Source organism: Methylobacterium sp. J-067 (assembly GCF_022829465.1).
Taxonomy (GTDB): domain Bacteria; phylum Pseudomonadota; class Alphaproteobacteria; order Rhizobiales; family Beijerinckiaceae; genus Methylobacterium; species Methylobacterium litchii.
In genome coordinates this window covers 597,491-615,871 of the sequence record NZ_JAKSXZ010000146.1, presented here as the reverse complement: position 1 = coordinate 615,871, position 18,381 = coordinate 597,491, and the positions used below count along the sequence as shown (strand labels likewise).

18 protein-coding genes and 2 tRNA genes are annotated in these 18,381 nt (G+C 71.8%); 11 read left to right on the top strand and 9 right to left on the bottom strand.

What is annotated here, in order from left to right:
• Window positions 1–40 precede the first annotated feature (40 nt).
• The 3 genes from MKK52_RS26430 to MKK52_RS26420 all read left to right on the top strand — a co-directional run bounded on the left by MKK52_RS26430 (window position 41) and on the right by MKK52_RS26420 (window position 1,408).
• Entirely contained in the window at window positions 41–274 is a 234-nt protein-coding gene (locus tag MKK52_RS26430) for a hypothetical protein (RefSeq protein WP_243959592.1), read from the top strand.
• An 86-nt stretch (window positions 275–360) separates the two neighbouring features.
• Entirely contained in the window at window positions 361–558 is a 198-nt protein-coding gene (locus MKK52_RS26425; protein ID WP_243959590.1) for a hypothetical protein, read from the top strand.
• A gap of 49 nt (window positions 559–607) precedes the next feature.
• Complete coding sequence (locus MKK52_RS26420) at window positions 608–1,408, top strand: universal stress protein (protein ID WP_243959588.1); 801 nt, start codon at window positions 608–610, stop codon at window positions 1,406–1,408.
• Window positions 1,409–1,415: 7 nt separating this feature from the next.
• Here MKK52_RS26420 and MKK52_RS26415 read toward each other — a convergent pair whose 3' ends face one another.
• Window positions 1,416–2,138, bottom strand: coding sequence for a Crp/Fnr family transcriptional regulator (locus MKK52_RS26415; protein ID WP_243959798.1), 723 nt, complete (start codon window positions 2,136–2,138; stop codon window positions 1,416–1,418).
• A gap of 195 nt (window positions 2,139–2,333) precedes the next feature.
• Window positions 2,334–3,152 (bottom strand): universal stress protein, encoded by an 819-nt coding sequence (locus tag MKK52_RS26410; RefSeq protein ID WP_243959587.1) that lies wholly within the window; start codon window positions 3,150–3,152, stop codon window positions 2,334–2,336.
• A 308-nt stretch (window positions 3,153–3,460) separates the two neighbouring features.
• Here MKK52_RS26410 and MKK52_RS26405 point away from each other — a divergent pair, with 308 nt between their 5' ends.
• Entirely contained in the window at window positions 3,461–4,903 is a 1,443-nt protein-coding gene (locus tag MKK52_RS26405) for a mannose-1-phosphate guanylyltransferase/mannose-6-phosphate isomerase (RefSeq protein WP_243959585.1), read from the top strand.
• A 39-nt stretch (window positions 4,904–4,942) separates the two neighbouring features.
• Here MKK52_RS26405 and MKK52_RS26400 read toward each other — a convergent pair.
• Window positions 4,943–5,017, bottom strand: a tRNA-Thr gene (locus MKK52_RS26400).
• A gap of 47 nt (window positions 5,018–5,064) precedes the next feature.
• Window positions 5,065–7,182, bottom strand: coding sequence for an FUSC family protein (locus MKK52_RS26395; RefSeq protein WP_243959582.1), 2,118 nt, complete (start codon window positions 7,180–7,182; stop codon window positions 5,065–5,067).
• Between the two features lie 133 nt (window positions 7,183–7,315).
• Between MKK52_RS26395 and MKK52_RS26390 the strand changes: the two genes are divergently transcribed.
• A tRNA-Arg gene (locus MKK52_RS26390) sits at window positions 7,316–7,392 on the top strand.
• 13 nt (window positions 7,393–7,405) lie between these two features.
• On the opposite strand, the gene MKK52_RS26385 is transcribed toward MKK52_RS26390, so the two are convergent.
• The 3 genes from MKK52_RS26385 to MKK52_RS26375 form a co-directional block, all read right to left on the bottom strand.
• On the bottom strand, window positions 7,406–7,603 hold the full coding sequence (locus MKK52_RS26385) for a hypothetical protein (RefSeq protein WP_243959580.1): 198 nt from the start codon (window positions 7,601–7,603) through the stop codon (window positions 7,406–7,408).
• Between the two features lie 115 nt (window positions 7,604–7,718).
• Window positions 7,719–9,197 carry a glucose-6-phosphate dehydrogenase gene (gene zwf / locus MKK52_RS26380; RefSeq protein ID WP_243959578.1) on the bottom strand — a complete coding sequence of 493 codons (1,479 nt, stop codon included), beginning with the start codon at window positions 9,195–9,197 and terminating at the stop codon, window positions 7,719–7,721.
• Between the two features lie 116 nt (window positions 9,198–9,313).
• Window positions 9,314–10,156, bottom strand: a complete 843-nt coding sequence (locus MKK52_RS26375; protein WP_243959576.1) for an SDR family NAD(P)-dependent oxidoreductase — start codon at window positions 10,154–10,156, stop codon at window positions 9,314–9,316.
• A 93-nt stretch (window positions 10,157–10,249) separates the two neighbouring features.
• Between MKK52_RS26375 and MKK52_RS26370 the strand changes: the two genes are divergently transcribed.
• The 5 genes from MKK52_RS26370 (at window position 10,250) to MKK52_RS26350 (ending at window position 14,440) form a co-directional block, all read left to right on the top strand.
• Window positions 10,250–11,428: an endo-1,4-beta-xylanase gene (locus MKK52_RS26370; RefSeq protein ID WP_243959574.1), complete on the top strand. Its 1,179-nt coding sequence runs from the start codon at window positions 10,250–10,252 to the stop codon at window positions 11,426–11,428.
• A gap of 88 nt (window positions 11,429–11,516) precedes the next feature.
• Window positions 11,517–13,025, top strand: a complete 1,509-nt coding sequence (locus tag MKK52_RS26365) for a murein L,D-transpeptidase (RefSeq protein ID WP_243959571.1) — start codon at window positions 11,517–11,519, stop codon at window positions 13,023–13,025.
• Window positions 13,026–13,161: 136 nt separating this feature from the next.
• Window positions 13,162–13,695 carry a Dps family protein gene (locus MKK52_RS26360; protein ID WP_243959569.1) on the top strand — a complete coding sequence of 178 codons (534 nt, stop codon included), beginning with the start codon at window positions 13,162–13,164 and terminating at the stop codon, window positions 13,693–13,695.
• A gap of 111 nt (window positions 13,696–13,806) precedes the next feature.
• Complete coding sequence (locus MKK52_RS26355; RefSeq protein ID WP_243959567.1) at window positions 13,807–14,055, top strand: AbrB/MazE/SpoVT family DNA-binding domain-containing protein; 249 nt, start codon at window positions 13,807–13,809, stop codon at window positions 14,053–14,055.
• Complete coding sequence (locus MKK52_RS26350) at window positions 14,039–14,440, top strand: type II toxin-antitoxin system VapC family toxin (RefSeq protein ID WP_243959565.1); 402 nt, start codon at window positions 14,039–14,041, stop codon at window positions 14,438–14,440. The genes MKK52_RS26355 and MKK52_RS26350 overlap by 17 nt, the downstream gene beginning before the upstream one ends.
• Window positions 14,441–14,452: 12 nt before the next feature.
• Here the strand turns inward: MKK52_RS26350 and MKK52_RS26345 are convergent, their stop codons facing one another.
• Complete coding sequence (locus MKK52_RS26345) at window positions 14,453–17,167, bottom strand: bifunctional acetate--CoA ligase family protein/GNAT family N-acetyltransferase (protein WP_243959562.1); 2,715 nt, start codon at window positions 17,165–17,167, stop codon at window positions 14,453–14,455.
• Between the two features lie 112 nt (window positions 17,168–17,279).
• Here MKK52_RS26345 and MKK52_RS26340 point away from each other — a divergent pair, with 112 nt between their 5' ends.
• Window positions 17,280–18,083: a restriction endonuclease gene (locus MKK52_RS26340; RefSeq protein WP_243959796.1), complete on the top strand. Its 804-nt coding sequence runs from the start codon at window positions 17,280–17,282 to the stop codon at window positions 18,081–18,083.
• Here MKK52_RS26340 and MKK52_RS26335 read toward each other — a convergent pair.
• On the bottom strand, window positions 18,058–18,372 hold the full coding sequence (locus MKK52_RS26335; RefSeq protein WP_243959560.1) for a DUF6883 domain-containing protein: 315 nt from the start codon (window positions 18,370–18,372) through the stop codon (window positions 18,058–18,060). The genes MKK52_RS26340 and MKK52_RS26335 overlap by 26 nt on opposite strands.
• Window positions 18,373–18,381 lie beyond the last annotated feature (9 nt).

The window sequence follows — 18,381 nt, the reverse complement described above, 5'->3', positions numbered from 1 at the left end:
CACACGATCCGGTACCCGCCTCGGCCGCCGCGCGGACGGCATGAGCGTGTTCCGTCCCCAGACGGTCGGCGAGTGGCTGAAGACCGGCCATCGCGGCCTGCGCATCCCCCGGTGCCCGACCTGCCGCGCCACCACCTGGGCGAGCTGGGGCCAGCTCGACGCCAAGGACGACGAGGACATCGTCGCCGTGGCCCAGCGCCTGCGCTGCATCGCGTGCGGCGAGGCTCCGGCGGGGCTTCCCATCGTGGCGAGCACCAACCCGCCCGTGCAGTAGCGCGGCGACGATCCGGCCTTTGCGCTGGATCAAGGCGTGCCGCGCCCGGCACGCCACGATGGGGGCCTCTCCCAGGAGGTTTCCCCATGACGACGCAGCCCATTCCCCTGTCCACGCCGGTCGTGCGGATGCCGCGCGGCACCGCCGCCTCGGGGCGGACCCCGCCGGAGGCGGCGCGGAACGGCACCGGCCACCTGAACGGTCGCCTCGGCAGCGCCACCACCCTCATCCTCGCGGTGCTGGCCTCGCTCCTCGTCACCGCGCTGATGCGCATCGCCCTCTGAACGGCGCCGCCCGCCCGAGGGGCCGGCGGCGCGATCCGTGGAGGTCACCATGTCCTACGCGAAGATCCTGGTTTCGGTGGACCTGTCGGCGGGCGCGCCCGGCCGCATCAGGCTGGCCGCCGGCCTCACGCAGCGGTTCGAGGCGATCCTGTGCGGCGCGGCCGCCCGGACGGTGCCGGCGCCGGTGCTCGTCAGCGACATCTACGACGCGCAGCGGCAGGAGGAGCGCAACCGCGAGGCGGTGCTCGCCGAACTCGGCCGCGCCCGCGAGGTGTTCGCGCGCAACGCCGAGGGCGCCTACGACACCGAATGGCGGCCGGCCTACGAGGGGGCCATCACCCATCTCGTCGGCCTCGCCCGGGCGGCCGACCTCGTGGTGGTCGGGCAGGATGGGGAGGGCGGGCCGGCGCCGCTATGCGTGCCGACCGGGCCGGTGCTGATGGAGGCCGGGCGCCCCGTCCTCGTGGTGCCGCCGGAGACCGACACCCTGAAGGCCTCGCGCATCGTCGTCGCCTGGAAGGACACGGTGGAAGCGCGCCGGGCCGTGTCGGGCGCCCTCGGCTTCATCCGCCATGCCGATCAGGTCTTCGTCGCCACGGCGGGCGACGGGGCGGAGCACGCGGAGGAGGTGGCGGCCTACCTCGCCCGGCACGGGGCGGCGGTGACGACCCATCGGCTGCACGACCGCCGGGGCGCGGGCGAGGAGATCCTCGATTTCGCCCGTCGCCAGGAGGCCGACCTCGTGGTGATGGGGGCCTACGGCCATTCCCGCCTGCGCGAATGGGCCTTCGGCGGCGTCACCCGCGACCTCATCCGGCGCAGCCCAGTCTGCTGCCTGATGAGCCATTGAGGCCGGTTCAGCCGGCGGCGAGACGGTCCAGGCGGGCCGGATCGAGCAGGCGCACGCCGCCGGGGACGATGAGGACGATCCGCTCGCGGTCGAAGCGGGTGAGCATCCGGCTCACCGTCTCGATGGTGAGGCCGAGATGGTCGGCGATGTCCTGCCGCCCCATCGGCAGTTCGAGGGTGATCGAATCGTGGCCGATGCGCAGGTAGCGCAGCCGCAGGCCCACGAGGAAGAGGGCGACCTTCTCCTCGGCGGTGCGGCGGCCCAGCAGCATCATCTGGTCCTGGGCCAGGGTGAGTTCGTAGCCGGCGCGCTCGTGCAGGCGCTGCAGCAGGTGAGGCTTGTCCGCCACCAGCGCCCGGAAGGCGCCGCGCTCGAACCGGCACAGGGTGGTCTGTCCGAGGGCCTCGGCGGTCACGCCGAACCGCTCCGGCAGGGCGAGACCGAGGAAATCGCCGGTCAGGGCGAAGCCCATTACGTGCCGCCGCCCGTCCGGCAGCAGGCGGGACAGGCGGATCGCCCCGTCCGTCACGTTGTAGACGGCCGTCGCCTCGTCGTCCTGCGCGAACAAGGTCTGCCGGGGGGCGAGGCCGATCGGCCGGCTCAGGGCTTCAAGCTCGTCGAGCTCGTCGGAGGTGAGCGCCGCGCAGACGCTGAACAGCCGCGCCTTGCATTCCTGGCACCCTTCACCCCGCCGCCCATGGTGGCAGGTGTGTGACGGCGCGGACGTCATTTCGGTAGCGATCATGCGCCCGCACCCCGTCTCGCGCCGTGAAACTGCGCATCGACGGGAGATTACCGCAAATAATCGGTCAGGCCAATCGGCCGACGCCTGGCGTGTCTACGATTCCAGATGCCGTCAAGTCTTCTGGCGTGCCCGGAAAGCTTCCATACTCCGTGCGCTTGCTCGTATTCGGATAAGTTTTCGCTAGTGGCTCATCAGGCAGCAGAGCGGGCACGCCCGCAGCAGATCGCGGGTGACGCCGCCGAAGGCCCATTCGCTGAGGCGGGAATGGCCGTAGGCGCCGGTCACGAGCAGGCCGGCGGCATGCTCGCAGGCGAGGTTCACCAGCGCTTCGGCGGTGGCCGCGCCGTCGCGCGTGGTCCGGGCGGTGCCGGCCGCGATGCCCCTGGCCTCCAGCACGCGGACGAGGTCGTCCGCCTCGTCAGGGCCGCTGCCGTCCGCCACGTGGCAGACCACCACCCGTGAGGCCCGGTGCAGGAGCGGCATCGCATCCGCCACCGCGCGCCGCGCCTCGCGGGTGTTCTTCCAGCCGATGGCGATGCGGGTCGTGTCGCAAAAGGCGAGACCCGGCGGCGCGATGAGGACCGGGCGCCCGCTCTGCATCACCGCGTCGGCGGGGGCGATGGCGAAGCGTTCGGCCGGGTTGTCCCGCGCCTGCCGGCCGATCACCACGAGGTCGGCGGCCATGGACTGCGCCAGGAGGAACAGCAGCGGGTCGGCGATGTCGGAGCGCCAGGCCAACCGGCTGCGCCCGGCGGCGGCCTCGGCGAACAGGGCCTCCGCCCGCCGCATCCGCTCCAGGCAGTTCTCGTGCAGCACCGGGAGGACGTAGGGGCCGCCCGCGCCGGGATCCGTGCTGAAGAGGCCGTAATCGGGCCGCTCGGCCGCGACGCCGATGAGCAGCGGTGCGCCGAACAGGTCGGCGAGGTGCCCCGCCATCCTCACCCGGTCGCGCGATCCCTCCTCCGCATCGACCGCCACCATGATGCTCGCATAGCCCATGACCGCCTCCCGCAGTGCAGGCCGTATCCTGGACCCTGCGGCGCGGGGGGCCTTGATCCAGCGCAAGTTGCGGAAGGACTCGACCCGCCGCGTGCGATGCGGCATGAGGTGCGCGGTATCCCGCCGGGCCGTTCCCCTGGCCCGGTTATTGCCGGCGCGCATGGGGCTGGGATGCCATCGTTAAGTCCAAGTTGGCTTTTTTACCGGGCCAATTCTGCTTTCTGATACAGAGCCCAGAATTCGTTGCGCCGCCATGACAGTCCTCATGCGGTCCGGTGCAGATCCAATGTGACGGCAGGAGCGAGCCGATGTCGGGTGACAATGCAGACTTCATCCATCCGGTCATCCTGTGCGGTGGCTCCGGCACGCGCCTGTGGCCGGCCTCGCGCGAGAGCTTCCCGAAGCAGTTCATCCCCCTGGCCGAGGCGCATCGCTCGTCCTTCCAGGCGACCGCCGCGCGCGTGACCGACGCGACCGTGTTCGCGCGGCCCGCGATCATCACCGCCAACGACGCCCGGTTCATCGTGGCCGAGCAGCTGGCGCAGGCCAATCTGTCGGCGGACATCCTCCTCGAACCCGCCCGGCGCGACTCGGCGGCGGCGGTGACGGTGGCCGCGCTCCACGCCGCCGCCCGCCAGCCCGACGCGCTGGTGCTGATCCTGGCGGCGGACCACGTCGTGGGCGACGACGCCGCCTTCCTCGACGCCGTGCGCGCCGCGAGCCTCGGCGCGAAGGCCGGGCGCATCATGACGCTGGGCATCGTGCCGACCTCGCCCTCGACCGCCTATGGCTACATCCAGCCCGGCGAGCCCCTGCACGGCGCCGCCGGCGAGGCGGGCGCGCGGGTGGTGGAGCGCTTCCTCGAAAAGCCGAACGCCGCCCGAGCCGAGCGCCTGATCGGGGAGGGCGCCCTGTGGAACAGCGGCTACTTCCTGTTCCGGGCCGACGTGATGCTGGAGGAACTGCGCACCCATGCCCCCGAGGTGCTGGCGGCAGCGGAGGCCTCCCTCGCGAAGGCCACCCGCGACCTCGACTTCCTGCGCCTCGACACGACGGCGTTCCTGACCTCGCCGCAGATCTCGATCGACTACGCGGTGATGGAGCGGACCTCCCGCGCGGCCGTGCTGCCGGTCTCGTTCCCCTGGTCCGACATCGGCACCTGGGGCGCCCTGTGGGAGGTCTCCCCGCAGGATGCGAGCGGCAACGCCACGCGCGGCCGCGTCGCGCTGCACGGCACCCGCAACAGCCTCGTGCACAGCGAGGGCGAGTTGCTGACCACGGTCGTCGGCCTCGACGACGTGGTGGTGGTCGCCACCTCCGATGCGGTGCTCGTCACGAGCCGCGAGCGGGGCGGCGAGGTGAAGAGCCTCGTGGAGCAGCTGCGCGCCCGGCGCGAGCCCGAGGCCGACGCCCACCGCCTGATGTACCGCCCCTGGGGCAGCTACCAGCGCATCGACATCGGCGCGCGCTTCCAGGTGAAGCGGATCACCGTGAAGCCCGGCGCCCGGCTCTCGCTGCAGAAGCATTTCCACCGGGCCGAGCATTGGGTGGTGGTCCACGGCACCGCCGAGGTGACGGTGGACGACCATGTCACCCTCGTCCACGAGAACGAGGCGATCTACCTGCCGATCGGCTGCGTCCACCGCCTGTCCAACCCGGGCAAGATCCCCCTCGAACTGATCGAGGTGCAGGTCGGCTCCTATACCGGCGAGGACGACATCATCCGCATCGAGGACGTCTACGGCCGCTGAGGCCGTCGCGTCCGGCCCCTCGCCGCGCGGCGGCGAGGGTGGTGCCGGCGGAGGGGATCGAACCCCCGACCTTCGGTTTACAAAACCGCTGCACTACCGCTGTGCTACGCCGGCCCGGCTGCTCGTGAGCCTTCGCTTGCTAGCAGCCGCGGGGCGGCGGCTCAACCCGGCGCAAGGGCGGCGCGGTTGCTGCCGGGGCGCAGGGTGCCGGTCAGGAGATCGACCTGGGCCGAGAGTCGCGCCAGGGAAGGACCCTGCGCGGCGTCCGGTCGCCCGGGCAGGGCCGGGGCGTCGGTGCCGAGCGCCTTCAGCGTCTCCACGATCCAGTCCTTCCAGGCCGGGGCGACCGGCCCCGCGGCATCCGGCGCGTGGCGCAGGACGGAGAGCCGGGCACTGATTCGGCGCAGGGTCGCGTCGGCGACCATCGCCGATTCGACCTCTGGATGATGCCCCGCGCGGGGCTGCTGCAGGGCGCGGGAGAGGGCGGCTTCCAGATCGTTGAGGGCGAGACCCGCGTCGCGGGCGGCCGCCTCGATCGCCGCCTCCCGGTCGTCGCCCGCCGCGAGCACGGCCCGGGCGAAGGCGGCATGGGTGGTGAGGGCGCGCCGCAATTCTCGTCGCACCTGATCGGGCTCCCAGATCGGCCAGAGCAGGAGGCAGCTCGCCACGGCGATCAGCCCGCCGAGCACCGTGAAGCCCGCCCGCTCGGCCACGATCTCCCAGGAGGAATGGCCGGGCTCTAGCACCTCCACCAGCAGCACCACGAGGGGCGTGAGGCAGGTCACGAAGAAGCCGTAGGAGATCTGGCGCGCGGCGAAGCCGACGATGCTGAGCGCCAGGATCAGCCCCGCCTGCCACAGGGGCGTGGCCGCGAAATAGGCGAGCACGGCCCCCACCAGCCCACCGAGCACCGTCCCGCCGATCCGCTCCAGCGCCCGCTGCCACGTGGCGGCGTAGTAGGGCTGCATGGTCAGCACCAGGGTGATGACGAGCCAGTGGGCGAAGGTGCCGCCGTAGCTGAGCGTGCCCGCGAGCGCCGGCGCCGCCACGGCGGTGGCCCGCACCGCGTGGCGCAGGTTCGGCGAGGAGGTCGTGAAGTTCTGCACCAGGGGATCGAGGGTGCGCGCCCGCCAGCCGAGCCGCCCACCCTCGTCGAGGCCGCCGGGGCGGTAGCCCTCCGGCGTCGAGAGCTTGGCGCCGATCCGCACCCGGCCGACGATCCGCTCCGCGAGGCGCGCAAGGGTCGGCTCGGCGGCGAGCCCTTCCGTGGCCCGCACCAGAGCCGGTTCCAGGCGAGCGAGGTCGAGGCTGGCGTCGTCGCGGATCGCGCGGGCGATCACCACGAGGAGCGGGCGCAGGCGCCGCAGGAAGCGCTGGGCCGCCGCGCGCTGCTCCGGCGAGGGCCGGCTGTCGAGCAGTTCGGTGACGGCGATGAGGTTGGAGAAGATCTGCTCGGCGCTCTCCAGCCGCAGCAGCGCCTGTGCGGTGCGCTCGGAGATGCGCTCCCGGCTGCGGGCGAGGTCGAGGATCATCGTGCGCGCGGTCTCGATCCCCGTGCGCACGCCTCGGCGGTGGGCGCGGGAATGGCCGTCGAACGCCTCGGTCTCCGGCTCCGGCAGGGCCGCCAGCCGTTCGAGGTCGCCGACCAGCCGAGCGAGGCCGCGCCAGACGTCCGCCACCGCCCGGTGCGCGGGCCGGTAGGGGTGCAGGCGCCAGATCACCAGGGCGAGGAAGGTCGCCCACAGGCCGCCGGCCGCGAACATCACGGCGGTGAGCCCGGCCTGTTCGGGCGTCAGCGCGCGGTCGAGGGCGATGCACACCACCACGACGAGCACGTTGCCCGCCGCCTGAGCCTGGATGCTCCAGACGCGAATATAGGTGCAGGCGAAGATCACGGCGCAGGCGACGGGCACCACGACGGGCAGGCCCACCGGCCGCAGCAGGCCGAGCCCGCCCCAGACGAGGCCGCCGACCAGCGAGAAGGCGGTCAGCGCCCGCAGGCGTACCCGCATCGGCCCGCCCGTGTCGCAGAAGCAGGCGAGGTTGGCCGCGAAGGCCATGGAGAGCAGCGGCGGCCACTCCACGAGGGCGTGGAGCAGGAACACGACGCCGAAGGCGAAGCCCGCGCGCACGCCCTCCGAGATCTGGATGCTGCGCAGGTCGAGGGCGATCGGCAGGCGGGCGAGGTCGGCCCCCGGCTGTCCGAGGCTGCCGCGCCCGTCGTTCCTCCGGCGCCGGACGCGGTGGGGCGAGGGGGCCTGCGGGGAGGGGGCGGACAAGGAGGCGTTCCTGGTGGGCGTGGCCCGTGAGGTGTCGAAAACCGGCCCGGCGCGCAAGCCGTTCCGCCGCAGGGCCGGCGCCACGCCTTGACCGAAGGGCTCCTCCGTGGCTTTTCGGGGGCGGCCGGCACCAGACTCCGTAGCTCAGCTGGATAGAGCAGCCGCCTTCTAAGCGGCAGGTCGTAGGTTCGAGCCCTACCGGGGTCGCCAGTCGCAACCCGCCTCAGGAGGCGGAGAGCCGCTCCTTCGCCCGTGCGAGGCGCGTCGCCCGGTAGATCTGCCCGAGATGCTGGCGCGCCGCGCGCACCGGGGGCGCCTGCCGCTCGGCCTGCGCCGCGTGGATGATCCGCAGGACGGAGGCCACCGAGCGTTGCAGCCGCCGCTCGGCATCGAAATGGTCGTGTCCGTCGCGATCCTGCATGGTCTCGTCCCTGTGCCGTGCCGGTTTCCCGGGTGGCCCAGTGTCGGGACGAGGCTTGGCCGGAAAAGGGCAGCTTGGCCGTAAGGCAACCCGCCGCCCCGTCCCGTCCCCGGCCTTAAAGCCGCAGCTCCTCGTGCCACGTGCGCCCGTCGCGCTCGATCAGGGCGATGGCGGCGGTCGGCCCCCAGGAGCCCGCCGCGTAGGGGCGCGGGGCCTCCGGCCGCTCGGCCCAGGCGTTGAGGATGGTGCCGGCCCAGGCCCAGGCCGCCTCCACTTCGTCCCGGCGCATGAACAGGGTGGCGTTGCCGCGCACCACGTCCATCAGCAGCCGCTCGTAGGCGTCGGGGTAGCGCTGCTTGAACGTCTCCTCGAAGGAGATGTCGAGGTCGGTCGGCCGCAGGCGCAGGCCGCCGGGGCCGGGATCCTTGGTCATCACCTCGAGCTTCATGCCCTCCTGCGGTTGCAGGCGGATCACGAGGCGGTTCGGCTCCCGGCCGAAGGCTTCGAGCGGGAAGATCGAGAACGGCGAGGCCCGGAACTGCACCACGATCTCGGACAGCTTCTGGGGCAGGCGCTTGCCGGTGCGCAGGTAGAACGGCACCCCCGCCCAGCGGCCGGACTGCACCTCGACCTTCATGGCGACGAAGGTCTCGGTGCGGCTGTCGTGGCCGAGCTCGTCGAGATAGCCGGGGACCGGCTGCCCGCCCACCGCCCCGGCGACGTACTGGCCTCGCACCGTCACCGCCTGGATGTCGTGGTCGGTGATCGGCTTCAGGGCGCGCAGCACCTTCAGCTTCTCGTCGCGGACGGAATTGGCTTCGAGGTTGAGGGGGCTCTCCATCGCCGTCAGGCAGAGGAGCTGCAGGATGTGGTTCTGCAGCATGTCCCGCAGGGCGCCCGACGTGTCGTAATAGCCGGCGCGGCCCTCGACGCCGACCGTCTCGGCGACGGTGATCTGGACGTGGTCGATCACGTCCGCCGTCCACAGCCGCTCGAAGATGGTGTTGGCGAAGCGGAGCGAGAGCAGGTTCTGCACCGTCTCCTTGCCGAGATAGTGGTCGATGCGGAAGATCTGCGATTCGGGGAAGACCTCGCCCACCGCGTCGTTGATCGCCTGGGCGGATTTCAGGTCCTTGCCGATCGGCTTCTCCAGCACGACGCGGGATTTCTCGCCGATCAGCCCATGCTTGGCGAGGTTGCGGCAGATCGCGCCGTAGAGGTCGGGGGAGGTGGCGAGGTAGTAGGGCCGCACCTGATCCGGCCGCTCGGCGAGCTTGTTCGCCAGATCCTCCCAGCCGTCGTCGCCCGTGCCATCCACGGCGACGTAGTCGAGATGGGCGAGGAAGTCGGTCAGCGCGTCGTCCGGCAGGTCGTGGCCGGGCACGAATCGCTTGAGGGCGTCGCGGGCATGCTCGCGGAAGGCATCGACCGAGAGGTCCGAGCGGGATGCGCCGATGATCCGGCTGGTGCCGGGGATCTGGCCGTCGCGGAAGCGATAATACAGGGCCGGCAGGAGCTTGCGCGCGGTCAGGTCTCCGGTCGCGCCGAGGACGACGCAATCGAACGAGGCGACGGGAATGATCGTCGTGGCCAAGGGCGGCTCCCTCTGTGGCGGCATACCCCGCGTGGCGGCTCCCGAACGAGCCTGGGAGAGGCTGGGCTTACCCCGGTGCAGGAGCCGCGCCAAGGGCGGCTCCCGGGGGCGAGAGTCTACCCTTCCATGTGCCGCTTGAACGCCTCGGCATGATCGGGGTGCCAGCGGGACAGGGCGGGGCGGTTCTCGATGATGTCGCCCATCGCCCAAGCCATGCGCTTCTCGTCCTGTTCGCGCGTGGTCTCGTTGTCGGGGCAGAGGATGTAGAAGTCGCCCTGCTCCATGCGCTCCAGCATGAAGGTGATCGTCTCCTCCGGCGTCCAGGCGCCGGCCGGCTTCTCGGCGACGCCCCGCGCCTTGGCGAGGCCGGTGTAGACGAAGCCGGGGATCAGCAGATGCGCGCTGGTCCGGCAGCCCTCGCGGCTGCGCAGCTCGTGGGCCAGCGCCTCGGTGACGGCCTTCACCCCCGCCTTCGAGACGTTGTAGGGCGCGTTGCCCGGCGGCGTGGTGATGCCCTGCTTCGAGCCCGTGACGATCACCGCGCCGGGCCGCCCCGAGTCCGCCATGGCCGGCGCGAAGGCGCGGATGCCGTTGACCACGCCCCAGAGGTTCGTGCCGATGATCCGCTCCCAGGTGGCGGCGTCGGAGAACAGCTTGCCCCCCGCCTCGACCCCGGCATTCAGCATCACGAGGGCAGGCGGACCGCCGCGCAGCACGGCCGCCGCCAGCGCCTCCATGGCGCCCCGGTCGGAGACGTCGGTCGGCACGGCGCGCACGTCCACCGCCGCCAGGGCGCCCACCTCGGCGCGGGCGGCGTCCAGGGCCTCCCCCGGCAGGTCCGCGAGCCACACGTTCATGCCGGCGCTTGCGAAGGCCTTCGCGGCGGCGAGGCCGATGCCGCTCGCGGCGCCCGTCACCACCGCGCTGTGGCCGGGGCTGATCGCGGGGTGTCGGGACATCGCTTCCTGCTCCATCTTCATGCGAAGGCGTGAGATGGGGCAGGCTGGCGGGAAGGCCATCGCCCCGCAAGGCCGGCGGCGGCAAGGAAGCGCATGTCGATCCCCCTGAACCGCCGGAACCTGCTCCTGGGGGTTGCGGCATCCGGCTTGATCCAGCCTGCGGTCGCGGCCCCGCCGGATTTCGGGCCTCTCGGCAAACCGTCATGGTCGCCGGAAGGGCCGCAGGGCGCGGCGGCGCGCAAGGGCCTCGGCTTCGGCGCGGCGGTGCCCTCGAACCTCCTGAACCGCAGTGCGGAGTTCCGCACCCTCCTCGCGCGGGAATGCGGGCTCCTCCTCGGCAACAACGAGATGAAGATGGCCGTCGTGCTGCCGGAGCCCGGCCGCACCGATTTCGCCCCGGCCGATTCGGTGGTGCGCTTCGCCCGCGCCCATGGGCAGCGCCTGCGCGGGCATGCTTTGGTCTGGCACGAGGCCCTGCCGGACTGGGTCGCGCCGCTCCTCGCCGGGGCGGGGCCGGTGAAGGCCGAGGATTTCCTGCGCCGCTGGGCCGAGACGGTGATGGGGCGCTACCGGGGGCTCATCGCCTCGTGGGACGTGGTCAACGAGGTCATGGCCGGCTACGGCCCTGTGACGCGGGCGGACGGGCTGCGCCCCTCGCCCTGGCTGACGGCCCTGGGGCCGGATTACATCGACCTCGCCTTCCGCATCGCCCACGAGGCCGATCCGCGCGCGGCGCTCGCCTGGAACGAGGATTCCCTCGAACACGACTTCCCCTGGGCGGAGGCCAAGCGGACGCGCGTCCTGAAGCGGTTGGAGGCGATGCGCGCGAAGGGCGTACCGATCCGCCGGTTCGGCATCCAGGCGCATCTCGTCAGCGACCAGCCGTTCAACCCAGAGACGTTCCGGCGCTTCCTGCGCGAGATCGGCCAGATGGGGCTCGGCATCGAGATCACCGAGCTCGATATCGACGACAAGGCCTATCCCGGCGACCCAAAGGCGCGCGACCGCGCGGTGGCGGATTTCGCCCGTCGCTTCCTCGGCGTCGCCCTGGACGAGCCGGCGCTCCTCGATGTCGTTACCTGGGGCCTGTTCGACGGCGATACGTGGCTCAACGACCACCCGGACCACCGCCGCCGGGATGGGCTCCGGCAGCGCCCGTTGCCCTTCGACGAGGCGATGCGGCCGAAGCCGTTCCGCGAGGCGCTGATCGCGGCCTTCCGTCACGCGCCGGACCACTCCGCGTTGCGGGCGCGCCTGCGCGGTACAGCGTGAGCGGGTGTGCCGGAGGGGATTGGTAACCATCGGCCCCCCATTCTCCCGAGCGACCGCGCCGTCCCCGGCGCCGTCGGGAGTTTTGCGTATGGTCCCGACCCAGAGCCGCCCCCGTGCCGCCCTCGCGGCCGGCCTCTGCCTGTCCGCCCTGCTGACCGGAGCCGGTCCCCTCAGCGCCCAGGACCTGGCCGCCGCCCCGCCGAAGGAGCAGCCCGCCCCCGAGGCGCCTAAATTAGAGCCGGCAAAGGATATCGCGGTCAAGCCGGTCGACGTTGCCCCGGCATCGGCCCAACCCGCCGCCGAGGCGGCGCGCAAGAGCCGTGAGCCGGCGCCCCTAGTCTATGCCAAGGTCTCGACCGATCCCGTGCCGGCGCTCTCGCCGCAGACCTTCCTGAACACCCTGCGCGCCGCCGAGCGATACGCCGCCTTCGTGGAGGCCGGCGGCTGGGAGAAGGTGCCGGACAGCCTCATTACCCTGAAGCCCAGCGAGCGCCATCCGGCGATCCCGGCCCTGCGCCACCATCTGACCCTGGAAGGCGACCTTCCCGCCGACGCCCCGCCGAGCGATCGCCTCGACCCGCCCCTCGTGGCGGCGATCTCGGCGTTCCAGGCCCGGCACGGCCTGCCCGACAGCGGGATACTTGGCCGGCTTACCATCAATGCGCTGAACATACCGGCCGAGACGCGCCAGAAGCAGCTCGCCGCCTCGGCCGCGCGGCTGATGGGCGCCAAATTCGCCTTCGGTGAGCGCTACGTCGCGGTGAACATCCCCTCGGCCACCGTCGAGGCGGTGGAGAACGGGCAGGTGGTCCGCCGCTACGTCGCCGTGGTCGGCTCCCCCGACAAGGCGACGCCCACCATCGAAACACGCATCACCGACATCAACTTCAACCCGACCTGGACGGTGCCGGTCTCGGTGGTGAAGAACGAGATCATTCCGCAGATGCGGAAGAACCCCGGCTACCTCGCCAAGAACCGGATCCGCATCCTCGGCCCGGGCGGGACCGAGGTCGATCCGACCAAGGTCGATTGGGCGACGGAGAAGGCGGCGAACTACACGCTGCGCCAGGATTCCGGCCTCGACAATTCGCTCGGGCAGGTCCGCATCGACATGCCCAACCGTTTTGCCGTCTACATGCACGATACGCCGGCCAAGTCCTTGTTCGCGCGCTCGGTGCGCTTCCACAGCCACGGCTGCGTCCGCGTGGGGCAGGTAAAGGAACTCGTGGGCTGGCTGCTCCAAGGCGTCGAGGGGCCGAACGGGCCGGGCTCGACCTGGGGGCCGATGGAGATCGAGACCGGCATCGCCGACGGCGAGCGCCGGGACATCAAGTTGCCGAAGCCGGTCCCCGTCGCCTTCGTCTATCTCACCGGCTATGCCGGGCCGGACGGGCGCGCCCAGTTCCGGGACGACATCTACGGCCTCGACAGCCCCAAGCCGGCGCCCGTGCCCGCACCGGCGACCGCCACCGCGCCGAAGCCCGCCGAGCCTGCCGCCACCGGCTCCGTTGGCGCCCGCCCGGCGAGTCTCCGGCCGGTGCCCCAGGCCGCCGCGGCCGAGCGCCGCAACGGCGAGGCGCCCTCCACCGTCCGCTGAAGGGGACCCAGCCATGCGGTGAGGGGAAAGATCGGAACCAACAAGGCGCGGTGCGATTGCAGGTGAGAACGCGGTCGGACCCCCCGTCAGGGGCCGACCCTACCCGTGACACCACCTGCATATGGGAGCCTGAACGATGGCCAAGGCCAATCCGGTCAGCCGCATCGAGAGCGATCGCCTCAACACCCCGACCGACCTCGATCCGAACGACACCAAGAAGATCGCCGAGGGGCTCACCGTCCTGCTGTCGGACCTCTTCGCCCTCTACATCAAGACGAAGAACTTCCACTGGCACGTGAGCGGCCCGAACTTTCGCGATTACCACTTGCTGATGGACGAGCAGTCCCAGCAGATCTTCGCGATCATCGACGCCGTGGGCGAGCGCGCCCGCAAGATCGGTGGCACGGTGCTGCGCTCCCTCGGCCAGGCCAAGAGCCTGACCCGCGTCGCCGATAACGACGCCGAGTATGTCAGCCCGCTCGACATGCTCAAGGAGCTGCGCGACGACAACAAGGCGCTCACCGCGCACATGCGCGAGCTCCATGAGGTCACGGACGAGGCGAATGACGTCTCGACCACCTCGCTGCTGGAAGAGTGGATCGACCAGTCCGAGGAGCGCACGTGGTTCCTCTACGAGGCTACCCGCAACGCGACCGACAGCGGCCACTGAGCCGACTCCGGTGAGATGAGGAAGCCCTGCGCAGCGATGCGCGGGGCTTTTCTTTGTGCCGCCTTGTGAGGCATCCTTCTCGGATCCGATGCGTCCAGGAGGGGAATCGCGATGCCTTCGCATGCGGTGAAGATCGGCGACGACGGCAAGTTGCTGATCCCGAACGACTTCCGCCGGGAACTCGGTCTGGACGCCGGCGACACCGTGACGGTCGAGCTGACGGAGGATGGGTTGCGGGTGCGCTCCCTGTCCGCCGCCATCCGCACCGCGCAGGCCATCGTGCGCGGCTTCGCACCCGCCGAGCGAAGCCTGTCCGACGAGCTGATCGCCGAACGGCGAGCGAATGCCGAACGTGAGTGAGACTTACGTTCTGGATGCGTCCGCTCTGTTGTGCCTGCTGCAGGCCGAGGCCGGCGCGGAACAGGTGACGGATATCCTGGATCGGTCGGTGATCGGTGCGGTCAACCTGTCAGAAGTCGTCGCCAAGCTCGCGGATACGGGGGGAACGGAGGCGGAGATATCGCGGGCACTCGGTGTGCTGCGCCTCAGGGTCGAGCCGTTCGATGACGAACAGGCGCGCCTCGCGGGGCTGATGCGGACGGCGACGCGCCCCCTCGGATTATCGCTCGGCGACAGGGCCTGCCTCGCCCTCGCCCGCCAACGCGCTGCCGTTGCGGTTACGACCGATCGGGCATGGGGTAACCTTCCGAATCAGATCGGCGTCCCGATCCAGGTCGTCCGCTGACGCGAAGGCCGGTCAGCCCGAGGTATCGCGCTCGCTGTCGGCGCCTTGCCCGAGATCCAGCCGCACCTTCATCACCCCCGGATCCTCCGGGTCGCGCTTCTGGGTGAAGCCGAGGCGGCGGCAGACGGCGAGCATCGGGCGATTCTCCGAAAGCACCGTGCCCTCCACCCGGCCGATCCCCTCCGAGCGCGCCCAGTCGATCATGAGCCGCATCAGCGCGAAGGCGAGGCCCGTGCCGCGCACGTCCTGGCCGACGCCGATCGCGTATTCGCCGCTGTCGTTGTTGGCATCGGCGTGGAGGCGCACCGCGCCGAGCATCCGCTCGCGGCCGTCCGGGCCGATCTCCACCGCCACGAAGGCGATGGCGCGGGCGTAGTCGAGCTGCGTCAGCCGGGTGAGGAAGGCGTGGCTGAAGGCCCGCACCGGGCCGAAGAAGCGCAGGCGCAGGCTCTCCGGATCGAGGTTCTCGAAGAACACCCGGAACAGGTCCTCGTCCTCCGGGCGCACGGGACGCACCCGCACGGTCCGGTCCTTCAGGTTGAGGATGCGCACCCATTCCACCGGATAGGGGCGGATCGCGAAGCCCGGATGCCCGCCGCCGCGCCGGTCGCGCGTGCCGAAGCGGCTCTGCGGCACCCGGCCGATCCGCACCCGCGCGTCGAGGGCGAGCACCCCCGTCTCGTCGGCGAGCAGGGGGTTGATGTCGAGTTCGCGCACCTGCGGCAGGTCGGCGGCGAGCTGGGCGATCTTCACCAGCGTGAGGGCGATGGCCGACAGGTCGGCGGCGGGCACGTCACGGTAGGCATCGAGGCGCCGCGCCACCCGCGTGCGGCCGATGAGGTCGCGGGCGAGGATCATGTCGAGCGGCGGCAGGCCCAGCGCCCGGTCGTCGATCACCTCGACGGCGGTGCCGCCCCGGCCGAACACCACCACGGGTCCGAAGACCGGATCCTCCGCAAGCCCGGCGATCAACTCCCGGCGGCGGCCCCGGCGCACCATCGGTTGCACGGCGAAGCCGGTGACGCGGGCATCCGGCCGCTCCCGCCGCGCCCGGGTGAGGATGCTGCGCGCCGCCTCGCGCACGTCGGCCTCGCTCGTCAGGTCGAGATGGACGCCGCCGATGTCGGATTTGTGCACGATGTCCGGCGAGACGACCTTGAGCGCCACCGTCTGCCCCGCCGCGATCAGCGGCCACGCGGCGGCGGCGGCGGCGTCGATGTCGGGGGCCAGCGTCAGCGGCACCGCCGGGATGCGGTAGGCCGAGAGCAGGGCGCTCACCGCAATCGGGTCGAGCCAGGACGCCCCCTGGCGCAGGGCGTCGGCCACGATCCGCCGTGCCGCCTCGGTGTCGGGGGAGAAATCGCGCGGGAGCGAATCGGGCGTGCGCATCAGGTCGTCCTGCGCCTCCCGGTAGCGGACGAGGTGCAGGAACCCTTCGATCGCCTCCGAATCGGAGGAGAAGTGCGGGATGCCGGCGCCCGCGAAGGTCTCGCGCACGGCCTCGGCCTCCCCGAGGGAGACGGCGAAGACCGGCTTCTTGCGCGATTGGCCCTTGCGCGCCTGCGTCACCGTCTCGGCGATGGCGCCGGCCACGGCCTTCGCATCGGAGCGGATCGTCGGCACATGGATCGCCAACACCGCGTCGCCGGTGGCATCGGTGAGTAGCGGTGCCAGCGCCTCCGCGAAGGCGGGGCCGCCCGCATCCATGCCGAGATTCACGGGGTTGCCGGCGGGAATCGCGGCGAGGAGGCCGGAGCGGTCGGCGAGCTTGTCGGCGGCGAGCCAGCCGATGCCGAGGCCGTTGGTGAGGATCGACAGGCGCTTGCCGGGGAAGGGCCGCTGCCGGCCGAGCGTCTCGACGGCGGCGAACATCTCGTCGAGATCCTGCACGGCGAGCAGGCCCGCCCGGCGGAAGGCGGCGGCGTAGACCGCGTCCGGCCGGGCCAGTGCGCCGGTATGGGTCACGGCGGAGCCGGCCCAGCCCGGCGCGTCGGGCCGGCGGCGTCCCGCGCGCAGGACCACCACCGGCTTCGCCCGTGCCGCCGCGCGGGCGGCGGACATGAAGCGGCGGGCATCCTCGACCCGGTCGAGGCAGAGCAGGATCGCGCGGGTGCGGATGTCGGCGGCGAAATGGTCGAGGCAATCGGAGGCGTCGATGTCGAGGGCGTTGCCCAGCGCCATCACCGCGGAGAAGCCGTTCCCCCGCCGGCTCGCCCATTCCACGATGGCCGCCGCCACCGTGCCCGATTGCGAGACCAGCGCGAGGTCCCCCGCCGAGGGCGCGTGGGCGAACAGGCCCGCATCGAGTTGTCGCGATGGCACGCACAGGCCGGCACTGCTGGGCCCGAGCAGGCGCAGTCCATGGGCGCGGGCGGCGATCCGCGCGCGGGGGCCGGGATCCTCCGGCCCGGTGCCGAGCCCGGCGGTGAGGATGATCGCCGCCGCCGCGCCGATCCGCCCCGCCTCCTCCACCACCTCCGGCACACCGTCAGGCGGCACCGCGACGACGACGAGATCAGGAGCCGAGGGCAGGGCCGAGAGGCTTGGGGCCGTGGCGAGCCCCTCGATCTCGGCTTCCGCCGGATGTACGGGCAGGATGCGACCCGGATAGCCCGAGCGGCGAAGGTTCGCGAGCACGCTGCGGCCCACGCTGCCCTCGCGGGCGCCGGCGCCAACGAAAGCCACCGCGCGGGGGGCGAGTAGCCTGTCGAAGCGATAGGTGCTCATGCCGTCCCCGGGCGTGGCGGGCGATCCACAGGTTTTCCCCGCTGCTTCAGGATCGGGCAAGGGGGGCTTGCGAGGCTCATCGCCGCCACCACCGATCGAGTTGCCGATGTCGATGCCGTCCGCGCGCCCCGCGTCCCCCGGCGCGGGCGAGGCGCCCGCCCGCCCGCCGAACCTCGTCGCCCGCCTGTTCTGGACGGGGGTGACGGGCGCGTCCATCGCCTTCTGGTACGGGCCGGCGGCCTTCGCCGGCACGGGGCTGGCGCTCGCCGCCGTGCTCGCCCGCCACTTGGACAGGCCGCGCCGCCTGCGCGCCCGCGTCCGCCGCATCGCCCGGCGCCACGGCGAGACCCTGGCGCTCCGCCGCCGTCAGGAGCGGTTCGAGGATGCCTACGGCAACCTGATCGACGACGGCTGGCTGCGCGAGTGCGACTATTTCCTCGACCGCACGGTCCTGCCGCAACTGGGCAGCCGCGACGCGGATCTGTTCGACCGGGAGCGCCCCCGGATGCTCGCGGTGATCGAGGCGGCGGCGGCCGACATCGACCTGCCCGACGAGGACGAGGCGCCGGAGGACGGCATCGATTACGAGCGCTTCTGCGCCGGCCTTCTGACGCGGGCGGGCTGGCGCACCCACCGGACTCCGCCGAGCGGCGACCAGGGGGCGGATGTCGTGGCCGAGCGGGAGGGGATCCGGCTCATCGTGCAATGCAAGCGGCTCGGGCGCCCGGTGGGCAACGCCGCCGTGCAGGAGGCCGCCGCCGCCCTGCGCTATTGGGAGGGGGACCGCGCGGCGGTGGTCTCGAATGCCGGCTTCACCCCCGCCGCCCGCCGCCTCGCGGGGGCCACGGGCGTGCTGCTGCTCCACCATGGGGATCTAGAGGAGCTGGAGGTCACCGCGGACGAGGCTTGGGAATGATCGTCAGCAGCCGGGCGAATCGATCCGGCTCCAGCACCCAGACCGACCGGATCGTGGGCTCACGCCCATCCGGGCCGCGCAGTGGCCCCTCGCAGACGATTCGTGTCGCGCCGAACGCGTCGGTCGTCGCGTGGATGTAGGGCGCGCGACCGAAATGATCGACCAGTGCGTCGGCCAGGACGGCTGGATCGGATGCGGAAAAGCCGAATCGCAAGAGGAAGATCGCCTTCGAACGGCCCTTCGGATGCGTCGGATCGAGGAGGTAACCGACCAGCTTCTCCCGGCCCACATGTAGGCC